This is a genomic window from Myceligenerans xiligouense (assembly GCF_003814695.1).
GTDB classification, from domain to species: Bacteria; Actinomycetota; Actinomycetes; order Actinomycetales; family Cellulomonadaceae; genus Myceligenerans; species Myceligenerans xiligouense.
Genome location: NZ_RKQZ01000001.1, coordinates 1244547 through 1263543, shown reverse-complemented (window position 1 = coordinate 1263543; position 18997 = coordinate 1244547). Strand labels below are relative to the sequence as shown.

15 protein-coding genes are annotated in these 18997 nt (G+C 73.9%); 5 read left to right on the top strand and 10 right to left on the bottom strand.

The genetic code is table 11. From position 1 onward, the window contains the following. Positions 1–15: 15 nt before the first annotated feature. From EDD34_RS05350 to rplU, 6 genes are all read right to left on the bottom strand, one after another. Positions 16–207, bottom strand: a complete 192-nt coding sequence (locus tag EDD34_RS05350; protein ID WP_123813646.1) for a hypothetical protein — start codon at positions 205–207, stop codon at positions 16–18. Positions 208–311: 104 nt separating this feature from the next. After that, positions 312–1667: a glutamate-5-semialdehyde dehydrogenase gene (locus tag EDD34_RS05345; protein ID WP_123813645.1), complete on the bottom strand. Its 1356-nt coding sequence runs from the start codon at positions 1665–1667 to the stop codon at positions 312–314. 72 nt (positions 1668–1739) lie between these two features. Continuing rightward, positions 1740–2888, bottom strand: coding sequence for a glutamate 5-kinase (proB, locus tag EDD34_RS05340; RefSeq protein ID WP_123813644.1), 1149 nt, complete (start codon positions 2886–2888; stop codon positions 1740–1742). Positions 2889–2948: 60 nt separating this feature from the next. Continuing rightward, complete coding sequence (gene obgE, locus EDD34_RS05335) at positions 2949–4466, bottom strand: GTPase ObgE (protein WP_123813643.1); 1518 nt, start codon at positions 4464–4466, stop codon at positions 2949–2951. 107 nt (positions 4467–4573) lie between these two features. Next, complete coding sequence (rpmA, locus tag EDD34_RS05330; protein ID WP_123813642.1) at positions 4574–4834, bottom strand: 50S ribosomal protein L27; 261 nt, start codon at positions 4832–4834, stop codon at positions 4574–4576. Between the two features lie 55 nt (positions 4835–4889). Beyond that, positions 4890–5198 (bottom strand): 50S ribosomal protein L21, encoded by a 309-nt coding sequence (gene rplU, locus EDD34_RS05325; RefSeq protein WP_123816340.1) that lies wholly within the window; start codon positions 5196–5198, stop codon positions 4890–4892. Between the two features lie 226 nt (positions 5199–5424). Between rplU and EDD34_RS05320 the strand changes: the two genes are divergently transcribed. After that, positions 5425–5997: a protein-L-isoaspartate O-methyltransferase family protein gene (locus EDD34_RS05320; protein WP_123813641.1), complete on the top strand. Its 573-nt coding sequence runs from the start codon at positions 5425–5427 to the stop codon at positions 5995–5997. Between the two features lie 101 nt (positions 5998–6098). On the opposite strand, the gene EDD34_RS05315 is transcribed toward EDD34_RS05320, so the two are convergent. Beyond that, positions 6099–9767 carry an Rne/Rng family ribonuclease gene (locus EDD34_RS05315; RefSeq protein WP_425462343.1) on the bottom strand — a complete coding sequence of 1223 codons (3669 nt, stop codon included), beginning with the start codon at positions 9765–9767 and terminating at the stop codon, positions 6099–6101. Positions 9768–10182: 415 nt separating this feature from the next. Here EDD34_RS05315 and EDD34_RS05310 point away from each other — a divergent pair, with 415 nt between their 5' ends. Together EDD34_RS05310 and cydB are read left to right on the top strand one after the other, a co-directional pair. Next, positions 10183–11685, top strand: coding sequence for a cytochrome ubiquinol oxidase subunit I (locus EDD34_RS05310; protein ID WP_123813640.1), 1503 nt, complete (start codon positions 10183–10185; stop codon positions 11683–11685). A gap of 11 nt (positions 11686–11696) precedes the next feature. Next, on the top strand, positions 11697–12761 hold the full coding sequence (cydB, locus tag EDD34_RS05305) for a cytochrome d ubiquinol oxidase subunit II (protein WP_123813639.1): 1065 nt from the start codon (positions 11697–11699) through the stop codon (positions 12759–12761). Here cydB and EDD34_RS05300 read toward each other — a convergent pair. Genes EDD34_RS05300 through EDD34_RS05290 form a run of 3 tightly spaced genes read right to left on the bottom strand, consistent with a single transcriptional unit; the run spans position 12742 to position 15289 of the window. After that, positions 12742–13629: a neocarzinostatin apoprotein domain-containing protein gene (locus EDD34_RS05300; protein ID WP_123813638.1), complete on the bottom strand. Its 888-nt coding sequence runs from the start codon at positions 13627–13629 to the stop codon at positions 12742–12744. The genes cydB and EDD34_RS05300 overlap by 20 nt on opposite strands. Further along, complete coding sequence (locus EDD34_RS05295; RefSeq protein ID WP_123813637.1) at positions 13626–14327, bottom strand: N-acetylmuramoyl-L-alanine amidase; 702 nt, start codon at positions 14325–14327, stop codon at positions 13626–13628. Before EDD34_RS05295 ends, EDD34_RS05300 begins: the two co-directional genes overlap by 4 nt. A 5-nt stretch (positions 14328–14332) precedes the next feature. Then, positions 14333–15289, bottom strand: a complete 957-nt coding sequence (locus EDD34_RS05290; protein WP_123813636.1) for a hypothetical protein — start codon at positions 15287–15289, stop codon at positions 14333–14335. A gap of 205 nt (positions 15290–15494) precedes the next feature. Here EDD34_RS05290 and cydD point away from each other — a divergent pair, with 205 nt between their 5' ends. Continuing rightward, on the top strand, positions 15495–17378 hold the full coding sequence (gene cydD / locus EDD34_RS05285) for a thiol reductant ABC exporter subunit CydD (RefSeq protein ID WP_123813635.1): 1884 nt from the start codon (positions 15495–15497) through the stop codon (positions 17376–17378). After that, entirely contained in the window at positions 17375–18976 is a 1602-nt protein-coding gene (locus EDD34_RS05280; RefSeq protein WP_123813634.1) for an amino acid ABC transporter ATP-binding/permease protein, read from the top strand. Before cydD ends, EDD34_RS05280 begins: the two co-directional genes overlap by 4 nt. The last annotated feature ends 21 nt before the right edge of the window (positions 18977–18997 follow it).

Here is an 18997-nt window from a genome sequence, read left to right as displayed (position 1 = left end):
GTCCGACCCGCGGCCTCAGTGGCTGGTGTCGTCGTGGGAGACGGGAACCTCGGCATGCCGGTTGTTCACGTTGCGGAAGGCGAAGGTGAACAGCAGACCGGCAACGAGCGAGCCGAAGGCGATCAGGCCGAACACGAGCGGCGGCAAGGGCAGCTCGGCAGCGTGCTCAGTGGTGGTCTCGGCGATCTGGACCGCGGTGTGCAGCACGGATGTCCTCCTGTGGTTCGTGCTCAGGTGCGCCTCAGTCTCTCACGACGGGCCGCGCGTACTGTATCCGGACGGTGTGAGGGTCCGGAGAGATCCTGCGGAGACTACGGCTTCACGTGCCCGTCGCCCTGCACGACCCACTTGGTGGTGGTGAGCTCGGTCAGGCCCATGGGGCCCCGGGCGTGCAGCTTCTGCGTGGAGATCCCGATCTCGGCGCCCAGTCCCAGTTCGCCCCCGTCGGTGAACCGGGTGGAGGCGTTGACCATGACCGCGGCGGAGTCGACCTCGGCGACGAACCGCTCGGACGCCGCGAGGTCACGGGTCACGATGGCCTCGGTGTGCCCCGAGGACCAGGTGCGGATGTGGTCGATCGCCTCGTCCAGGGAGTCGACGACCTTCACGCCGAGCTCCAGGGCGAGGTACTCGGTGGCCCAGTCGTCGTCGGTCGCGGGGACCGCCGTCGCGCCCTCCGGCGCGTACTCCATCGCGCGCGGGTCGCCGTGCAGCACCACGCCGGCGTCGGCCAGCGCGGCGAGTGCGGCCGGCAGGAAGGCGGGGGCGGCATCCGCGTGCACCAGCAGGGTCTCGGCCGCGTTGCACACCCCGACCCGCTGGGTCTTGGCGTTCATGGTGATGTTCACGGCCATCTCGACGTCCGCGGTGGCGTCGACGTACACGTGCACGTTACCGACACCGGTCTCGATCACGGGGACGGTGGACTCGGCGACCACGGTCCGGATGAGATCCGCTCCGCCGCGCGGGATGAGGACGTCCACGAGGCCGCGGGCGCGCATCAGCGCGCGGGCGCCGGGCCGGCCGTGCGCGTCGATGGTCTGCACGAGGTCGGCCGGCAGGCCCGAGTCCTCCAGTGCGGCACGCAGCACCTCGACGATCACCCGGTTCGACGCCGCCGCCGCGGAGCCGCCGCGCAGCACCGCCGCATTGCCGGACTTCAGGGCGAGCACCGCGGCATCGACCGTCACGTTCGGACGGGCCTCGTAGATCATCCCGACCACGCCCATGGGGACCCGCAGCTGCCGCAGCCGCAGCCCGTTCGGCAGGGTCTGACCACGCACGACCTCCCCGACGGGGTCGGGCAGCCCGGCCACCTCACGGGCGGCATCGGCGATCTGGCCGATCTTGTCCGGCGTCAGCACCAGCCGGTCCAGCAGGCCCGCCGACATGCCCTTCGCCCGGCCCCGCTCCATGTCCACGGCGTTCGCCGCGACGATCCGCTCCGCGTGGGTGACCAGGGCATCGGCGATCGCGCCGAGCGCGGCGTCCTTCGTGGCGCGGTTCGCCGTGGCCAGCGACCGCGACGCGACCTTGGCACGCCGCGCGATCTCCTCCACCGCGGCGGCCGCTTCCTCCGGGGACGGCGACGCCGGTGCGTCCGCGCCGGGTGTGGGCCGGTCCGCCTCGCGGGAAGCGGACCCCGTGTCAGGTGCAAGGCTCGTCATGCCCCCGAGCCTACGACCCGCCGCCGACACCCGGCAGTGGTCATCCACAACCTGGTCGGCGAGGGCGCCCGCTCAGGGCGTGAGCCCGTCGCCCTCCAGCACCAGGTCGTCGCGGTGGACCACCTCGCGGTCGTAGCCCTCCCCGAGCTCCTCGCGCAGGGCATGCGTGGTCCGGCCGAGCAGTGCGGGAAGGTCCGCGGAACCGAAGGCGACGAGCCCACGCGCGACGACGACGCCGTCGGGCCCCACGAGCTCCACGGGATCGCCCGCGTCGAACACACCCTCCGCCTTCGTCACCCCGGCGGGCAGCAGCGAGGCGCGTCCGCCGCGGACCGCGCGCACCGCGCCGTCGTCCAGGTGGATGCGGCCCTGGGTCCCGGCCGCGTGCGCGATCCACAACCGGCGCGCCGTCGTCCGGCGGCCCGTCGCCGCGAAGAACGTGCCGGTGTCCTCCCCGGCGAGCGCGGCGGCCGCGTCGGCGGCGCGGGTGAGGACCACCGGGATGCCGTCGCCGGTCGCGATGCGCACCGACTGCAGCTTGGTGAGCATCCCGCCGGTGCCGACGGCGCTGCCACGGGCCGTCACCTCGACGCCCGCGACGTCGGACAGCCGCGCGACGTGCGGGATGCGTCGGGTGCCCGGACGCGAGGGAGGCCCGTCGTAGAGCCCGTCGACATCGGTCAGCAGCACCAGCGCGTCCGCACGCACCAGGTGCGCGGCGAGGGCCGCGAGCCGGTCGTTGTCACCGAACTTCAGCTCGGCCGTGGTGACGGCGTCGTTCTCGTTGACGACCGGGACGACGCCGAGCGCCAGCAGCTTCTCCAGCGAGCGCTGCGCGTTGGCGTAGCGGGAGCGGCGCACCGTGTCCTCGGCGGTGAGCAGCACCTGGCCGACCCGCAGACCGTGTCCGGCGAACGCCTCCGTGTAGCGGGCGACGAGCTGCCCCTGCCCCACCGACGCGGCCGCCTGCATGGTGGCCAGGTCGCGCGGGCGGGCCGGCAGCCCGAGCGGGCCGATCCCCGCGGCGACCGCACCGGAGGTCACCAGGACGACCTGGCCGTTCGCCCCCGGGCCCGCCACACGGGCCGCGAGCACGTCGACGAGCGCGCGGAGCGCGCCCTCGTCGAGGTGCCCGTCGGGACGGGTCAGCGAGGACGATCCGATCTTGACGACGATACGGCGCGCGGCGGGCAGCGCGGCACGGGAGGAAGCGGGGGCCACACCCCCATCATCACCGGCGGCCCCTGAAGGACGCTCGGTGATTTCGCCAGTCGGGACCTCTCACTCCTGGTCCGGGTCCGTCCACACGCCCGACTCGCGCTCCGTCCACAGCTCCCGACGTGCCTCCGCCTTGGCGTCCATGCGCTCGGTGAACTCGCGCCGCTTCTCCGCGCGGGTCGGGCGCGCCGTCTCCTCCAGGCGCAGGTCCGTGCCCCGGGCGCCGAGCAGTTCGGCGCCCGTCGTCATGGTCGGCTCCCAGTCGAAGACGACGGCGTTGTCCGGATCGCCGATCCGCACCTCGTCGCCCGCCACCGCGCCGGCCTTGAACAGGCTGTTCTCGACGCCGAGCCGCTCCAGCCGGTCGGCGAGGAACCCGACCGCCTCGTCGTTGTTGAAGTCGGTCTGCTTGACCCAGCGCTCCGGCTTCGAGCCGCGCACCTCGAACCAGTAGTCCCGCTCGCCGCCCTTGCGGGTCACGGTGAAGCCCGCGGCGTCGACCGCCTTGGGCCGCAGGACGATGCGCTGGGGCTCGGGTTCCGGTGCCGCGGCGCGGGCCTCCTCGACGATCTGCGCCAGCGCGAACGTCAGCGGACGCAGTCCTTCGTGGGACGCCGTCGAGATCTCGAAGACCCGCAGGCCCCGGGCCTCCAGGTCGGGCCGGACCATCTCGGCCAGGTCGCGCGCGTCGGGCACGTCGATCTTGTTCAGCACCACGATGCGGGGACGCTCCGTCAGCGGGACGCGGCCGCCCTCGATCCCGAGGTCGCCCGCGTACGCCGCGAGTTCCGACTCGAGCGTGTCGAGGTCGCTGACCGGGTCGCGCTGCGGCTCCAGCGTGGCGCAGTCCAGCACGTGCACGATCACCGCCGTGCGCTCGATGTGCCGCAGGAACTCCAGGCCCAGCCCCTTGCCCTCGCTCGCACCGGGGATCAGTCCGGGCACGTCGGCGACCGTGTACCGGGACTCCCCGGCCTGGACCACGCCGAGGTTCGGCACGAGCGTCGTGAAGGGATAGTCCGCGATCTTGGGCCGCGCCGCCGAGATCGCGGCGATCAGCGAGGACTTGCCCGCGCTCGGGTAGCCCACCAGCGCGACGTCGGCGATGGTCTTCAGCTCGAGGACGACCTCGGCCTCGTCGCCCGGCTCCCCGAGCAGCGCGAACCCGGGCGCCTTGCGCTTCGGCGACGCCAGCGCCCGGTTGCCCAGGCCGCCCCGGCCACCCTGCGCGACGACGTACTCCGCTCCCGTCCCGACCAGGTCGGCCAGCACGTTGCCGGCGCGGTCCTTGACCACGGTGCCGTCGGGGACGCCCAGGATCAGGTCGCCACCGTTGGCGCCGTCGCGGTCGTCACCCATGCCCTGGGTGCCGTTGGGCCCGCGGCGGTGCGGCGAGTGGTGGTAGTCGAGCAGCGTGGTCACCTGCGGGTCGACCACGAGCTTCACGGAACCGCCGTCGCCCCCGTTGCCGCCGTCCGGCCCGGCGAGCGGCTTGAACTTCTCGCGACGGATCGACGCGACGCCGTGCCCGCCGTTACCGCCCGCAGCATGCAGGACGACGCGATCGACAAAGCTGGCCATGGATCGATCCTCTCAGGATTCACTGGGTTGACGTCGAGGCGTGGGATGCCCGAGAACAGCGAGAGGGGCGTGCCCAGCCGGGCACGCCCCTCTTGCGGGAGCCGGGCTCAGGCCCCGGCGGGCTCGACGATGTCGATGACCTTGCGGCCGCGGCGCGTGCCGAACTGCACGGCGCCGGCGGTCAGGGCGAACAGCGTGTCGTCGCCACCGCGACCGACGTTGTTGCCCGGGTGGAAGTGGGTGCCGCGCTGGCGCACGATGATCTCGCCCGCGTTCACGACCTGGCCACCGAAGCGCTTGACGCCGAGGCGCTGGGCGTTCGAGTCACGACCGTTGCGCGAGGAGCTCGCGCCCTTCTTGTGTGCCATCTCTGCTGACCTCTTTCGGGAAGAATCGTCGCCGGGCGCCGGGCCCGGCGGAAGCTCACTTGATGCCGGTGACCTTGAGACGGGTCAGCGGCTGGCGGTGACCCTGCCGCTTCCGGTAACCGGTCTTGTTCTTGTACTTGAGGATCGTGATCTTCGGGCCCTTTTCGTCCCGCACGACCTCGGCGGTGACCTTGACCTTGGCGAGCTTCGCCTTGTCGGTGGTCACCTTCTCCCCGTCGACCAGCAGCAGAGCGGGCAGCTCCACCGTCTCCCCCGGCTGCGCCGGGACACGGTCCATGACCACGATGGAACCGACGGACACCTTCTCCTGCCGGCCACCGGCCTTGACGATCGCGTACACCACGTTGAACTCTTCTCCTCGTCTTGGCGTGCGCACGACGTCGGTCACCGGCTTGGCTGTAACTCACACCGCCGCGGCGGTCGAGTGCGGTGCGCCATGGGCACGCGGGACAGGTGCGCAGAGCGCGCACCGACGTCCAAGATTACGGGATGCGCCCATGCCGTTCAAACCGCGGCCCCTGTGAGATGGCCGACGAGGCCCGCACAGGACCACGTCCTATCCTGGGAGCATGGCCGACGACGCCGTCGCGCACGCGATGCACGCCGTGCCGCGCTCCGGCTTCCTCCCCCGCGCCCAGCGCCCGGCGGCGGGCGCCGACCGTCCCCTGCCCATCGGCCAGGGTCAGACGTCTTCCCAGCCCAGCACCGTCGCCGACATGCTGCGCATGCTGCGCGTCCCGCGCCGCGCGCGCGTGCTGGACATCGGGGCCGGGTCCGGCTGGACCACCGCCCTGCTCGCGCATCTGACCGGCCCGGACGGCGAGGTGCTCGGCATCGAACGGCACGCGCGGCTGGCCGAGTGGGGTCACGCGAACGTGACGGCGACCGGCATGGGGTGGGCGCGAGTGGCGCCGGCCCGGCCGGGCACCCTGGGCGCGCCCCGGCCCGGCGGCTGGGACCGGATCCTGGTGTCGGCCGCGGCCGAGCGGCTGCCCCAGGACCTGGTGGACCAGCTCGCTCCCGGCGGTCTCATGGTGATCCCCGTGCGGGGCCGGATGCTGCTCGTGAGCCGCCGCGCGGACGGCGACGTCCACGTGAGCGAGCACGGGGGCTACCGGTTCGTGCCCCTGATCGAGGGATGATCCCGCCCGCGCACGGAGGGCCGCCACCCGTGCGGGGTGGCGGCCCTCCGGTGAAGGGTCAGCGGCCCAGGAGCCTGGACCAGAATCCCTTCCGCTGTGACTCAGGCGACCTCGTCGCCAGCTCCTTTGGGCGGTTCGGGCGTGCCACCGCCGTCCGGCGCCTCGTCGTCGGCCGGCTGCTCGGCGGCGGCCGACGCCGAGCCGTTCCCGGCGTTCTCCGTGGCGTCACCGTGCTGCGCCGACCGGTCCGGCAGGACGATCGCGTCGAGTGACGCGGACGGCCGCACCGCCGCGCGCTCGCCGGCGCCGGTCCTCGGCTCGGGCAGGCTGAGCTCGAACCTGGGCTGCGACTCGGGCTCCGCCTCGGGGGCGCTCTCCGGGCTCGCCTGCGGCTCGGCATGCGCCGCGCCCTTGGCGTCCTCGTCCTCGTGCGCGTGCTGCGCCGCGGCGGCGATGGTCGCCAGCCGCGCCTTGACGTCCTCGCGCTCCTCGGAGCTCTCCTCCGGAAGCACCGCCGCGGCCGGCGACGCCGCGCCCGAGGACTTCGCCGCGGCCGGGACGTCGGCGCCCGTCTTGCCGCCGCGCTTGCGGCGCTTGCGCGCACCGTTGCCGGAGCCGGAGTCGGAGTGGTCGCCGCCGCCGGACGGGCCGCGCTCGATCGGGTGGTCGTGCACCACGAAACCGCGCCCGTTGCAGTGCTCGCACGTCTCGCTGAACGCCTCGACGAGCCCTTGTCCGACGCGCTTGCGTGTCATCTGGACCAGGCCCAGCGAGGTCACCTCGGCGACCTGGTGCTTCGTGCGGTCCCTGCCCAGGCACTCGACCAGGCGGCGCAGCACCAGGTCGCGGTTCGACTCGAGAACCATGTCGATGAAGTCGATGACGATGATGCCGCCGATGTCGCGCAGGCGGAGCTGCCGCACGATCTCCTCGGCCGCCTCGAGGTTGTTCCGCGTCACGGTCTCCTCGAGCGTGCCGCCCGCACCGGTGAACTTGCCGGTGTTGACGTCCACGACGGTCATGGCCTCGGTGCGGTCGATCACCAGCGAGCCGCCGGACGGCAGCCACACCTTGCGGTCCATGCCCTTGGCGAGCTGCTCGTCGACGCGGTGCGCGGCGAAGACGTCGCCCGGCTGGGCCCACTTCCTCACGCGCTCACGCAGGTCCGGGGCGAGCTCGTCCACGTAGGCCGAGATCTCCTCCCAGGCCCGCTCGCCCGCCACCTCGAGCGAGGAGAAGTCGTCGTTGAAGATGTCGCGCACCACGCGGATCGCGAGGTCGGGCTCGCCCTGGAGCAGCACCGGCGCGGACTTCTTGGACCGGTCCGCCTTCGTGGTGATGGCGTCCCACTGGCTCTGCAGACGCTCGACGTCGGCCCGCAGCTCCTCCTCGCTCGCGCCCTCGGCGGCGGTCCGCACGATGACGCCCGCGCCGTCCGGCACCACCTCGCGCAGGATCTTCTTGAGCCGGTTCCGCTCGGTGTCGGGCAGCTTGCGGCTGATCCCCGTCATGCCGCCGCCGGGCACGAACACCAGGTAGCGCCCGGCGAGCGTGACCTGCGACGTCAGGCGGGCGCCCTTGTGGCCGATCGGGTCCTTGGTGACCTGCACCAGCACCGTGTCGCCGGACTTGAGCGCCTCCTCGATGCGGCGCGGCTGGCCGTCCGCGATCCCCGCGGCGTCCCAGTTCACCTCGCCCGCGTACAGGACGGCGTTGCGGCCCTTGCCGATGTCGACGAACGCGGCCTCCATGGACGGCAGCACGTTCTGCACGCGGCCCAGGTAGACGTTGCCGGCCATCGACACCTGCGACTGCTGCGAGACGTAGTGCTCCACGAGCACGCCGTCCTCCAGGACCGCGATCTGCGTGCGCCCGTCCTGCTCGCGCACCACCATCGACCGCGTCACGGCCTCCCGGCGCGCCAGGAACTCGGCCTCGCTGACGATCTGCCGGCGCCGTCCCGCATCGCGCCCCTCCCGCCGGCGCTGCCGCTTGGCCTCCAGCCGGGTCGACCCCTTCAGGGCCGTGACCTCGTCGGACGCCGAGCGGCTGCCCCGAGCGGCCTCGGCACGCTCGGCGCGGCTGCCCCGACGCCGCCGGCGCCGCCGCCGGCTGCCCGAGTCCCCGTCGTCGCCCGCGCCGTCGTCGGCGTCCTCGGGCTCGTCCTGGTCGTGCGCGGACGTGTCGTCGGCCTGCTCGTCCGACGCCCCCTGCTCGCCCGGCTCGTCGTCCTGGCGCGTGTCGCGGGAGCGTCCGCCCCGGCGGCCACGACCGCCCCGACGCCGGCGACGGCGGTTCGGACGGGAGTCGTCCTCGTCGAAGTCCTCCTCCTCGTCGAGATCCTCCGGCCCGAGCTCCGCCAGTTCGACGCCCTCGGCGGCCAGTTCCTCCTCGATGACGCCGACCTCGTCCACGGCGGCCGCGTCGTCGTCGCTCAGCTCCGCGGACCGGAAGCGCGGGGCCGCGGCGGTCGTCTCCTCGGCGTCGGAGGCGGGAGCGGGCTCGCCGGCGGAACGGCCCGACCGGCGGCCGGAGGACTCCGGCCTGCCCGACCCCGTCCGGACGGCCGCCGATCCCGTGGCCTCCGGCTCCTTGCTCTCGGCCGGCTCGGCCGCCTCGGCCGGTGCCGCGGCGGTCTCGTCCGTGGTGCCGGTGGCGGCGCCGCCCACGCCAGGCATGGTGAGCCCGGGCTCGCGGCGCGGACGCTGCACGGCCGCCGGGTCGGGCGCCTGGAACAGCAGGGCCGTCGTCGCCAGCCGCGGCGCCGTCCGGGGCCTGTCGTCCTTCTTCTCGTTCGCGGTGGCCGCGCCCGTCGCCGTGTCCGACGACGTCGCCGCCCGGGTGCGTCGCGTGGCCCGCGCGCGGGGCGCGGTCTCCTCCCCGCTCGCGGCCTCGGCCGTCTCGGCGCCGGCGGGCTCGGCCGCCACCGGTTCGGCCGTCTTGCGGGATCGGGTCCGGCGCGCACGAGCCGGCTTCGCCTCCTCGGCGGGGGCCTCGCTCACGGCCGACGTTCCCGGCCGTTCGGCCCCACCGGCGGAGGCTTCCTCCTCGCTCGACGCGGCCGACGCGGGGCTGGTGTCCGCCTCGGCGGGTGCGGCCGACTCGGCGGGCGCGGCCGGTGCCGCCGCCTCGGCGCCCGCGGCCTCCTGGGACCGCCGCCGGATCTCCGCCTTCTCGGCGGCGCCGGCGGCCTTGGTCGCCCGGCGCGAGCGCCGCTTCGGCGCGGTGGCGTCATCCGGCGACCCGGAGGCCTCCGGAGCGGCCGTGGTGCCGGTGGAGGCTCCCGGCGCGGCCGGGGCGGTCGCGTCGGGCTCGGCCGCCGTGTCCTCACCGGACGCGGAGCCCGTCCGGGTCACCGGAGCGGTCTCGGCCGCCGGGGCCGTCTGGGCCGTTTCCCGTGCCGGCTCGGGCGCCGGGGTCGGCTCGGCCGCTTCCCGTACCGAGGCCGGCTCAGGCGCCGGGGCCGTCTCGGCCGCCGGGGCGGCTGTGGCCTGCTCCGGCGGGGCGACGGGCGCCGCGGAACCGCGGGTGGCGCGCCGGCGCGGCCGCATCGCGGATCCCGTGCCGGCGATGACGTTCGACACCGGGGCCGACGACGGCTCCGGCGCCGGGGTGGCCTTGATAACGATGGGCGCCACCGTCTTGGTGGGCGACGGCGTGCGCGTGGCCCGGCGCCGCGCCGGCTTGGTCGACGTCGCGGGCACCTCGGCCTCGCCGTCGTGATCGTTCTGTGACCCGGCGGCCGGACCGGCGGTAGAGGGAGTCGTCACGTGGGTAGCTCCTGTTGCTGGGGGCCCGCCCCACACCAGCGGACCGCCAGGCGGTCGATAGTCCTGCAACACGTCGCCTCGGAGCGGCGTGCCGGACAGAAGTCTCGGTTGCGGCCCCACCTACCGTGTCTTCGCGGACGCCTGCGACCACGGATCCCTTTCACTCCCCGTCGTCGCGGCACCGCGGCGGACGCGGTACTGCGGGCTCTGCATCCCCGGCCAGGATGTGGGTCCGGCAAGGGCACGCCCATTATCGCACAAGGACTTCGCTCCCGGCCGAGCCGACGCGCCCGGCGGTTGGCACACTGAGGGGAGTGGCCGATGTCACGCGGCGCGTCGGCACGCAGGGCATCCGACGGGCATAGGGTGCTTGTGAAGAAATGAACAAGCTCCGATCCGACCTGTAGGAGACCCAGTGGACGCACTCGATCTGGCGCGATGGCAGTTCGCCATCACCACGGTCTACCACTTCATCTTCGTCCCGCTGACGATCGGCCTCGCCCCGCTCGTCGCCATCATGCAGACCGCCTGGGTCCGCACGGGGAACGAGCGCTGGCTCCGGCTCACGAAGTTCTTCGGGAAGCTTCTCCTCATCAACTTCGCGATGGGCGTGGTGACCGGCATCGTGCAGGAGTTCCAGTTCGGCATGAACTGGAGCGAGTACTCGCGGTTCGTCGGCGACGTGTTCGGCGCGCCGCTCGCGATGGAGGCCCTCGCCGCGTTCTTCGTCGAGTCCACGTTCCTGGGGCTGTGGATCTTCGGCTGGGACCGCCTCAACAAGAAGGTGCACCTGGCGTGCATCTGGGCGGTGGCCGTGGCCGTGAACCTGTCCGCGTTCTTCATCCTCGCGGCCAACTCCTGGATGCAGCACCCCGTCGGCACGCGGTTCAACCCGGAGACCGGCCGGGCCGAGATGGAGTCCATCGGGGCGATCCTGGCGAACAACACGCTCTGGGCGGCGTTCCCCCACACGGTGGCCGCGGCGTTCCTCACCGCCGGCACGTTCGTGGCGGGCATCGCCGCCTGGTGGATGGTGCGCCTGGTGCGCACCGGCGACGAGAGCAAGGTGACGCTCGCCCGGGAGGTGTACCGGCCCGCCGTCGTGCTCGGCACCGCGACCATGCTGGTCGCCGGGATCGGCGTCGGCCTCTCGGGAGACTTCCAGGGCAAGCTCATGTTCGAGCAGCAGCCCGGCAAGATGGCGAGCGCGGAGGCCCTCTGCGAGGGCTCGGAGTCCGCGGCCTTCTCCATCCTCACCATCGGCGACCTGTCGAACTCCTGCGAGGGCGTGCGGCACATCCTCGAGGTGCCGGGCCTGGCCAGCTACCTGGGAACCGGGAGCTTCAGCGGGGAGGACAGCTACCTGCCCGGCGTGTACGACGTCCAGGCCGAGTACGAGGAGCGGTACGCCGAGACCGACGACGCCGGCGAGCCGATCTCCTACACCCCGAACCTCGCCCTGACCTACTGGTCGTTCCGGCTCATGATCGGCCTCGCCGCCGGATCGGCCGCACTGGCGCTGCTCGCGCTGTGGTTCACCCGCGGCGGGCGCGTCACCGGGAACATGTGGTTCGCCCGCGTCGGGATCTGGGCGATCCCCACCCCGTTCCTCGCCTCCTCGTTCGGCTGGATCTTCACCGAGACCGGCCGCCAGCCCTGGGTGGTGGCGCCGAACCCGACCGGCATCGACCAGATCCGGCTGCTCACCGAGCGGGGCGTGTCCACGGTCGTCAGCCCGGGCATGGTGCTCTTCTCCATGATCGTGTTCACCGTCGTGTACAGCGTGCTCGCGGTCGTGTGGGTCCGGCTCATGCACCGCTACGCCGTGGAGGGTGTGCCCGCCGTCGTCCGCGACGAGTCGCCGGAGGCCCAGGCCGACGACGACGACGCCGACCGTCCCCTGTCCTTCGCGTACTGAGGAACCGACACATGGATCTCGCAATCTTCTGGTTCGTGCTCATCGCGGTCCTGTGGACCGGCTACCTCGTGCTGGAGGGGTTCGACTTCGGCGTCGGCATGCTGCTGTCGGTCCTGCCGCGCGGTGACGCCGCGCACGGCGGTGCCGAGAACCGCGACAAGGAACGTCGTGTCCTGATCAACTCGATCGGGCCCGTGTGGGACGGCAACGAGGTGTGGCTGATCACCGCGGGCGGCGCCACCTTCGCCGCGTTCCCCGAGTGGTACGCCACCCTCTTCTCCGGCTTCTACGTGCCGCTGCTCCTCATCCTCCTGGCGCTCATCGTGCGTGGCGTCGCCTTCGAGTACCGCGGCAAGATCTCCGACGACGTCTGGCGGCGGCGCTGCGACGTGGCCATCCAGGCGGGTTCCTGGATTCCCGCCTTCCTGTGGGGCGTGGCGTTCGCCAACCTGGTGCGCGGTGTCCAACTGGACGCGGCACACCAGTACGTGGGCGGGTTCTGGGCGTTGCTCAACCCGTTCGCCCTGCTCGGCGGGCTCGTCACCACGGTGCTGTTCCTGCTGCACGGCGCCATCTTCATCGCGCTGAAGACGAGCGGGGACATCCGGGAGCGCGCCGGCCGGCTCGCCTCCGCCCTCTCCGTCGTGGCCGTCGTCGTCGCCGGAGGCTGGGCGGTCTGGGCGCAGCTCGCCTACTCGGTGCCCTGGACCTGGGCGGCGGTGGCCGTCGCCGCGGCGGCGCTCGTCGGCGTGGTCGTGACGACCCGTCGCCTGCGGGAGGGCCGGGCGTTCGCGCTGTCGGCCGTGGCCCTGATCGCGGCCGTGGTGCTGATCTTCGGCTCGATGTACCCGGACGTGATGCCCGGGCTGGACGGCGGCGAGTCGCTGACCATCGCCGAGGCGTCGTCGACCCCGTACACCCTCGGGGTGATGACCGTCGTCGCGGTGATCCTCACCCCGCTCGTGCTCGTCTACCAGGCGTGGACCTACTGGGTGTTCCGGCGCCGCCTGTCGGTCCGGGACATCCCCGCGCCGGCGGGCCTGACGTGGCAGCGGATCAAGGACTCGGCGTTCTGACGCGCGTCGCGGTGTCGAACGTCGCCACCGCGATGCGCTCGCCCACCACCCAGGGTGCGCCGATCGCGCAGACCGCGGGACGCCGGGCGCAGTCGACGTACTCGTCGGCCCGCCCGCCGTCGGACCGCTGGAACAGGGGGTACGCGGCGACGTCCACCCGGAAGGCGCCACGGGAGTCGGCGACCGCGGCCGTACCGTACTCGTAGAGGCAGTCCGGCCCGTCGACGCCCGTCCCGTCCGCGGCGGCCGGGCACTGCGACAGGTCGACGTCGGCCCCGGGCTCGAAGCCGGTGCCGGTCACGACCGCGTTCCCGGTGTTCCGCCGGACGTCGTAGGTCCACGACTCGATGGTCAGCCGCGGTGCGTCGGGGACCACGACGCCGTCGGGCAGCTCGAACGGGGCGGTCGCCCGCACCGTCCGTCCGTCCGTGACGACGCCGAGCACGCAGCCGGTGTCGCACAGCACCTCGTGGCCGTTGATCTTGAGGAAGACCTCGGGATCGACCGTGGTGCGCAGGCTGCCGTCGTCCGACGTCTCCACGGCGACGCCCGTGTCCGAGTTGAACGAGCACATGGCGTCGGCCGCCCCGGCGTCGACCCGCACGTGCTCGGCCGCGCACGGCAGCACCTCCACGACCCTGCCGCCGGGCAGCCCCTGGGCCTTCACCCGGAGGCTCCCGTCCGCCGGCGCCACCTCGAGCGTGGGCCGGCCGGCGCCGGGAGTCGCCGGCTCGGCGGCCTCCGTGGGCGAGCCGGTGGTGGGGGACGACGACGGCGCGCCCGCGGACCCGCCCGCCGGGTCGCACCCCGCGAGCGCCAGGAGCAGGGCGCCGGCCAGCAGCGGCACGGCGTGTCGACCGGCCCTCACGGGTACCTCAGGTACTCGTCGACCGACCTGCCGACCCGCCACGAGTAGTTCTGCTCGCCGAGGAGCCAGTCCCTGCCCTTCTTCCAGGTGTGGAACTCCATCTCCAGGTAGCACGCCACCGCGTTCGTGTTGTTCAGCTCCCCCAGGTTGGACCGGTAGCTGCGCACGTCGTTGGTGCCGGGGCTCCCGGGACCGAACCACCTGACGAACTTGTCCGCGCAGGCGCGGCCCGCCGTGGAGACGTACATCATGAGCGTCCCGTGGTTGCTCCTGGTGGTGTTTCCGCACCTCTCGTCGCGGGCGTTGGAGTGGATGGGGACGTGCAGGTCCGCCCCGTAGTTGTTGGAGCTGTTCACGTTCTGGTTGAGCGTTCCGGTCCCCCGCCGGACGCGGTACCCGCGTTCCAGCAGGTTGAGGCGTTTGCTCTGGACGCCGTTGATCGCGTGCAGGGCGGTCGCGTAGGACTGCGCGTTCTCCGAGTAGTCGCGGCACCCGTGGTTGGTGATGCAGGAGCCGCCCGGGACGCCGTCGTTCCCGTCGTGGCAGGCCTGGGACAGGTAGATGCGCTTGCCGTTCCAGGCGCCCGGGTTGTAGTCGACGTCCGCCGTGGCGGGCGGGGCGAGGGCCACGGCGGTGAGGATGACGGCCAGCAGGGCGGAGCTCGCCCGGCGGAGGAAGCGGCGGAGGTTCGTGGTCATGGGGCTCACTTCTCGCGGTCGAGTTCGACGGGGAGGGGCACGGTGGCGCACATGTCGCCGTCGACGGCGGTCGCGTAGGCGAGGCAGTCTCCGGCGACCCGGAAGCGGACCGAGTCGAGGGCGCCGTTGCTGTAGGCCGTGAAGATCAGGGCCCGGTCGATCTCGTAGGCGGGGACCGGCGCGGTCGCCGCCGCGTCGGCGAAGCCCGCCGGGAGGTCGACGACGGCCTGTCCGGCGGTGACGGTGGCGTCGCTGGCCGCGAGGTCGGCGCCGGGCATCAGCTCGGCCAGGACGACGTCGACCGCGGCACCGAGCGAGTGCCGGAGACCGCCGGGTACCGGGGTGGCGCGCGGCTCGTGCCCGGTGGACGTGTCGCAGCCGAGGTACGGCACGGTGGACGCGCCGTCGGTCCGGGCCCCGGCCGGCAGGTCGGGACAGGCCTGCGGCTCGACGGGCCGGTCCCCCTCGGCCTTCGAGGAGGCGGCATCGAGCGCGGCCCGCTTCGCACTGTCGGGGGTCTCGAGGCCGGAGACCTCCACGGTCCAGCCGTCGAGATCGGTGCCCGTCTCGTCCATCCAGGCGTAGACGGCCTCCGGGTTCCGGGACATGTCGACGGTCACGGTGCTCGTCGACTCGTCGACCTCGGTCACGAAGGACCGGGCGAGCGCCGCGGCGACGGCGTCGCGCCCGGCGCGGGCGGGCCCTGCCTGGCCGGACCTGTCCTGGCCCGATTCCTCCTGGCCGGATTCTCGCGGGACCGACGCCGCCGGGCCCGCGCCCGATCCGAGGCCCGGGCCGGCATCGGTCCGGGCGACCCCGAGCATGGCCACGATCCCGGCGAGCAGCAGCAGGGCGAGGAGGCCGGCGAGCACACGCGACGTCCGCCGCCGGGAGCCGGCCCGGTCCGCCGTTCCGGCCGGGGACGCCCCGAGGGGCGCCACGACTTTCCTGATCACCGTCATGGGTCACTCCATCGTCGAAGTTCACGGGGTGCGGGAACTACGTGTCTGGGAGGATCAGCAGCGATTTATGGCGCCCTGCAGTGAAAGTCTGCACAGCAGGGGCGAAATCGGCAAAAGATAGGGCGACTCCGTGTCCGGGAGATCGTCGTCGTTCTGTGAGGGACGGCATGTCCCGTTCCGCGCCCTGACGCGGGAAGATGGGTCCGTGCGTCCCCTCGATCCACGACTCCGGCACATTCGGCCGGCACGCTCCTATCTCACGCTGACCGTCGGGCTGGGGCTGGCCTCCGCCGGGCTCGTCGTCGCGCAGGCGCTGCTGATCGCGGCGCTGCTCGCGCCGGCGATCCAGGACCCGGGGGTGACCCCGTCGGGCGCGCTGTTCGTGGCGCTGGGCGTCGTCGTCGCCGGACGCGCCGTCGTCGCCTGGGCCCAGGAGCGGTACGCGCGGCGGGCGGCGTCGCGCACGATCGCGGACCTGCGCGAGCAGGTGGTCGACGCGGTCGCGGCACGGCCGCCCCGCGGAACGGGCTCGGCACCGGACAGCACCGGCGTCGCCACACTGGTCACCCGAGGGCTCGACGACCTCGAGCCCTACCTGGTGCGCTACGTGCCGCAGCTCGTCCTGACCGCGCTGCTCACGCCCGCGCTGGTGCTCGTCGTGCTGTGGCTGGACTGGATCTCGGCGATCGTCGTGGCGGTGACACTGCCGCTCGTGCCGGTCTTCATGGTGCTGGTGGGGCGCCTCACGGCGGGCGCCTCGGAGCGGCGCCTGGCGGCGGTCGGCCGACTGGGCGAACAGGTGCTCGACCTCGTGGCGGGACTCCCGACGCTGCGCGCGTTCGGACGGGCGGCCGGTCCGGCGGCGCGGGTGCGGACGCTCGGCGACGCCTCGCGACGGGCGACGATGCGGACCCTGCGCGTGGCGTTCCTGTCGTCGATGGTGCTGGAACTGCTGACCACGCTGTCGGTCGCGATCGTCGCCGTCGGGGTGGGGCTGCGCCTCGTCGAGGGCCAGATGGACCTGCAGCCGGCGATCGCCGTCCTGGTGCTCGCCCCCGAGGTCTACCTTCCCCTGCGCCGGGTCGGAGCGGAGTTCCACGCGTCGGTCGACGGCGTGGCGGCCGCGGGCCGGGCCCTCGACCTCCTCGCGGCGCCGGGCGCGACCGGCCGGAATGTGACGGGCCGCGACGCGACGGGACCGGGGCAGCCGCGTCAGGCGGACGGCGAGCCCGGTGCCACGCCCCTGGCCCTGGTGCTCGACGACGTCCACGTGCGCGCGGGCGAGCGGGGCGTGGTAGCGCCCGCCGGGCTGAGCGCACGGATCCCGCTCGGTTCGGGCCGTCCCGGTGACGGCCGGGTCGTGGCACTGCGCGGGCCGAGCGGTTCCGGGAAGTCCACGGCGGTTCTCGTGGCGCTCGGGCTGGTCGAACCGGACTCCGGCCGGGTGCTGCTGGAGCTGCCGGAGCCGGGCCGGGCCCCCGGCGCGCCGGGCCCCGTGGCCGGTCGCCCCCGAGGTTCCGGCGCTCCGTCCGCGGGGACGAGCGTGGTGTCGCTGGGCGAGTTCGGCCTCGAAACCTGGTGGCGCCACGTCACATGGGTCCCCCAGCGGCCCGCGATACCGCCGGGCACGCTGCGCGACATCCTGCACACGCCTCCGGGCACCTCCCCGGGGCCCGACGACGCGCCCGTCTCCCCGCGGCGCACCGTGCGGGTCGCCAGGGCGGCGCAGAAGACCGGGCTCGACGGCATCGTGCGCGAGCTGCCCGGCGGCTGGGACACGCGCCTCGGGCTCGGCGGGGCCGGGCTGAGCGTGGGACAGCGTCAGCGCGTGGCGCTCACCGCCGCCCTGCTGGACGACGGCGCGGACCGCCCGCTCGTGATCCTCGACGAGCCCACCGCCCACCTGGACGCCCGCTCCGAGGGGCAGATCCTCGACACCGTGCGGGCCTGGCGCGGCGAGGGCCGCACCGTCCTCGTCGTCGCGCACCGCGCGTCGCTGCTGGCGATCGCCGACGAGGTGATCGACGTCGAAGCGCGACCCGTCTCCGACGACAGCCTGACCGACGCCGACCCCGGAGCCGCCCGATGAACGCCGCCTCCCGCTCGCCACGCGGCCGCGACCCGCTGCTGCGGCTGCTGCCGTTGCTGGAGGTCCGGCCCGGCCGCGTCGCGGCGGCCATCGGGCTCGGCACGCTGGCCCTCGTGTGCGCGATCGGCCTCGCGGCCGTCGCGGCCTGGCTGATCGCGCGTGCCTCGCAGATGCCCCCGGTGCTCACCCTGTCGGTGGCGGTGGTGTCGGTACGAGCCTTCGGGATCGGACGCGGCGTGCTGCGCTACCTGGAGCGCCTCGCCTCGCACGACGTCGCGCTGCGCGGCATGTCGGCGTTGCGGGCCCGGGTGTACTCGGGCCTCGCGGACGCGCCGGGGACTCCCTCCGTGCGGCGCGGTGACCTGCTGGCACGGCTCGGCGCGGACGTCGACAGCGTGGGCGACGTGGTGGTGCGGGCCGTGATCCCGGCCGGGGTGGCCCTGGTGACGGGTGCCGGGTCGGTGCTCCTGATCGGGGTGTTCCTGCCGGAGGCAGGGCTCGCGCTGGCGGTGTGTCTGCTGGTGGCGGGCGTCGTCGTGCCCTGGCTGGCCGCCCGGGCGGCCGCACGGGTCGAGGCCGACGGCGCGGCGGCGCGCGGGCGGGTGAGCGGGCTGGCGCTCGAACTGCTGGAGGAGGCGCCGCAACTGCGTGTGGCGGGGCGGTACGCGGCCCGGTCGGCGGACCTGCGGGCCGCCGACCGTGAGCTCGACGCCGCGAACGAGGCCGGGGCCAAGGTGTCCGGGCTGTCGGCCGGACTGGGCTCGCTGGCTCAGGGGCTCGCCGTGGTGGCCGCCCTGCTGCTCGGGCTCCCCGCGGTGGCGGCGGGCCGGCTCTCGCCCGAGGAGCTGAGCGTCGTCGTGCTCACCCCGCTCGCCGTGTTCGAGGCGACGGCCGGGCTCCCGGCCGCGGCCGTCCAGTGGCGCCGGTCCCGGGAGGCGGCGCGGCGGCTGCTCGGCCTCCTGGAGGACGGCTCGGACGAACGTGTGGGGGAGTCCCGCCCCGCGCTGCACGGCGTCGCGCTGGACCTGACGCCGGGAACGGTGACCGTGGTGACCGGGCCGTCGGGCTCGGGCAAGACCACCCTGCTCATGCGTTCCGCCGGGCTGCTTCCGGAGGCCGGGCAGCAATCCGCGACCTCGGGGCGACCGCCCGCGACCGCGGCAACGGCGTCGGCGCTTGGCACACTTTTCGTGGCCGAGGACGGCCACGTGTTCGGAACCACCGTGCTCGAGAACCTCCGGGTGGCGCGTGGCGACGTCGACGAGGGCGAGGCGCGCGCTGCGCTCGGCGCCGTCGGGCTGACGTCGTGGCTCGACGGGCTGCCGGACGGCCTGGACACCCTGCTCGGGACCGACGCGACGAACGTGTCGGGCGGCGAACGGCGGCGCCTCCTCATCGCCCGGGCGCTGCTGGCCCGGGCGGGCGCGCTGCTCGTCGACGAACCGGCCGAGCACCTCGACGCGGAGGCGGCCGACGACGTCGTCCGGGTCCTGGCCGCGCACGCCCGCGCGACGGACACCGCCGTCGTGCTGGCGACGCACCGCCCGGTGCCCGACGGCCTGGCCGACCACGAGATCCGCCTGGGTTTCCGCCGCTGACGCCCCTCACCCGGCCGTGGG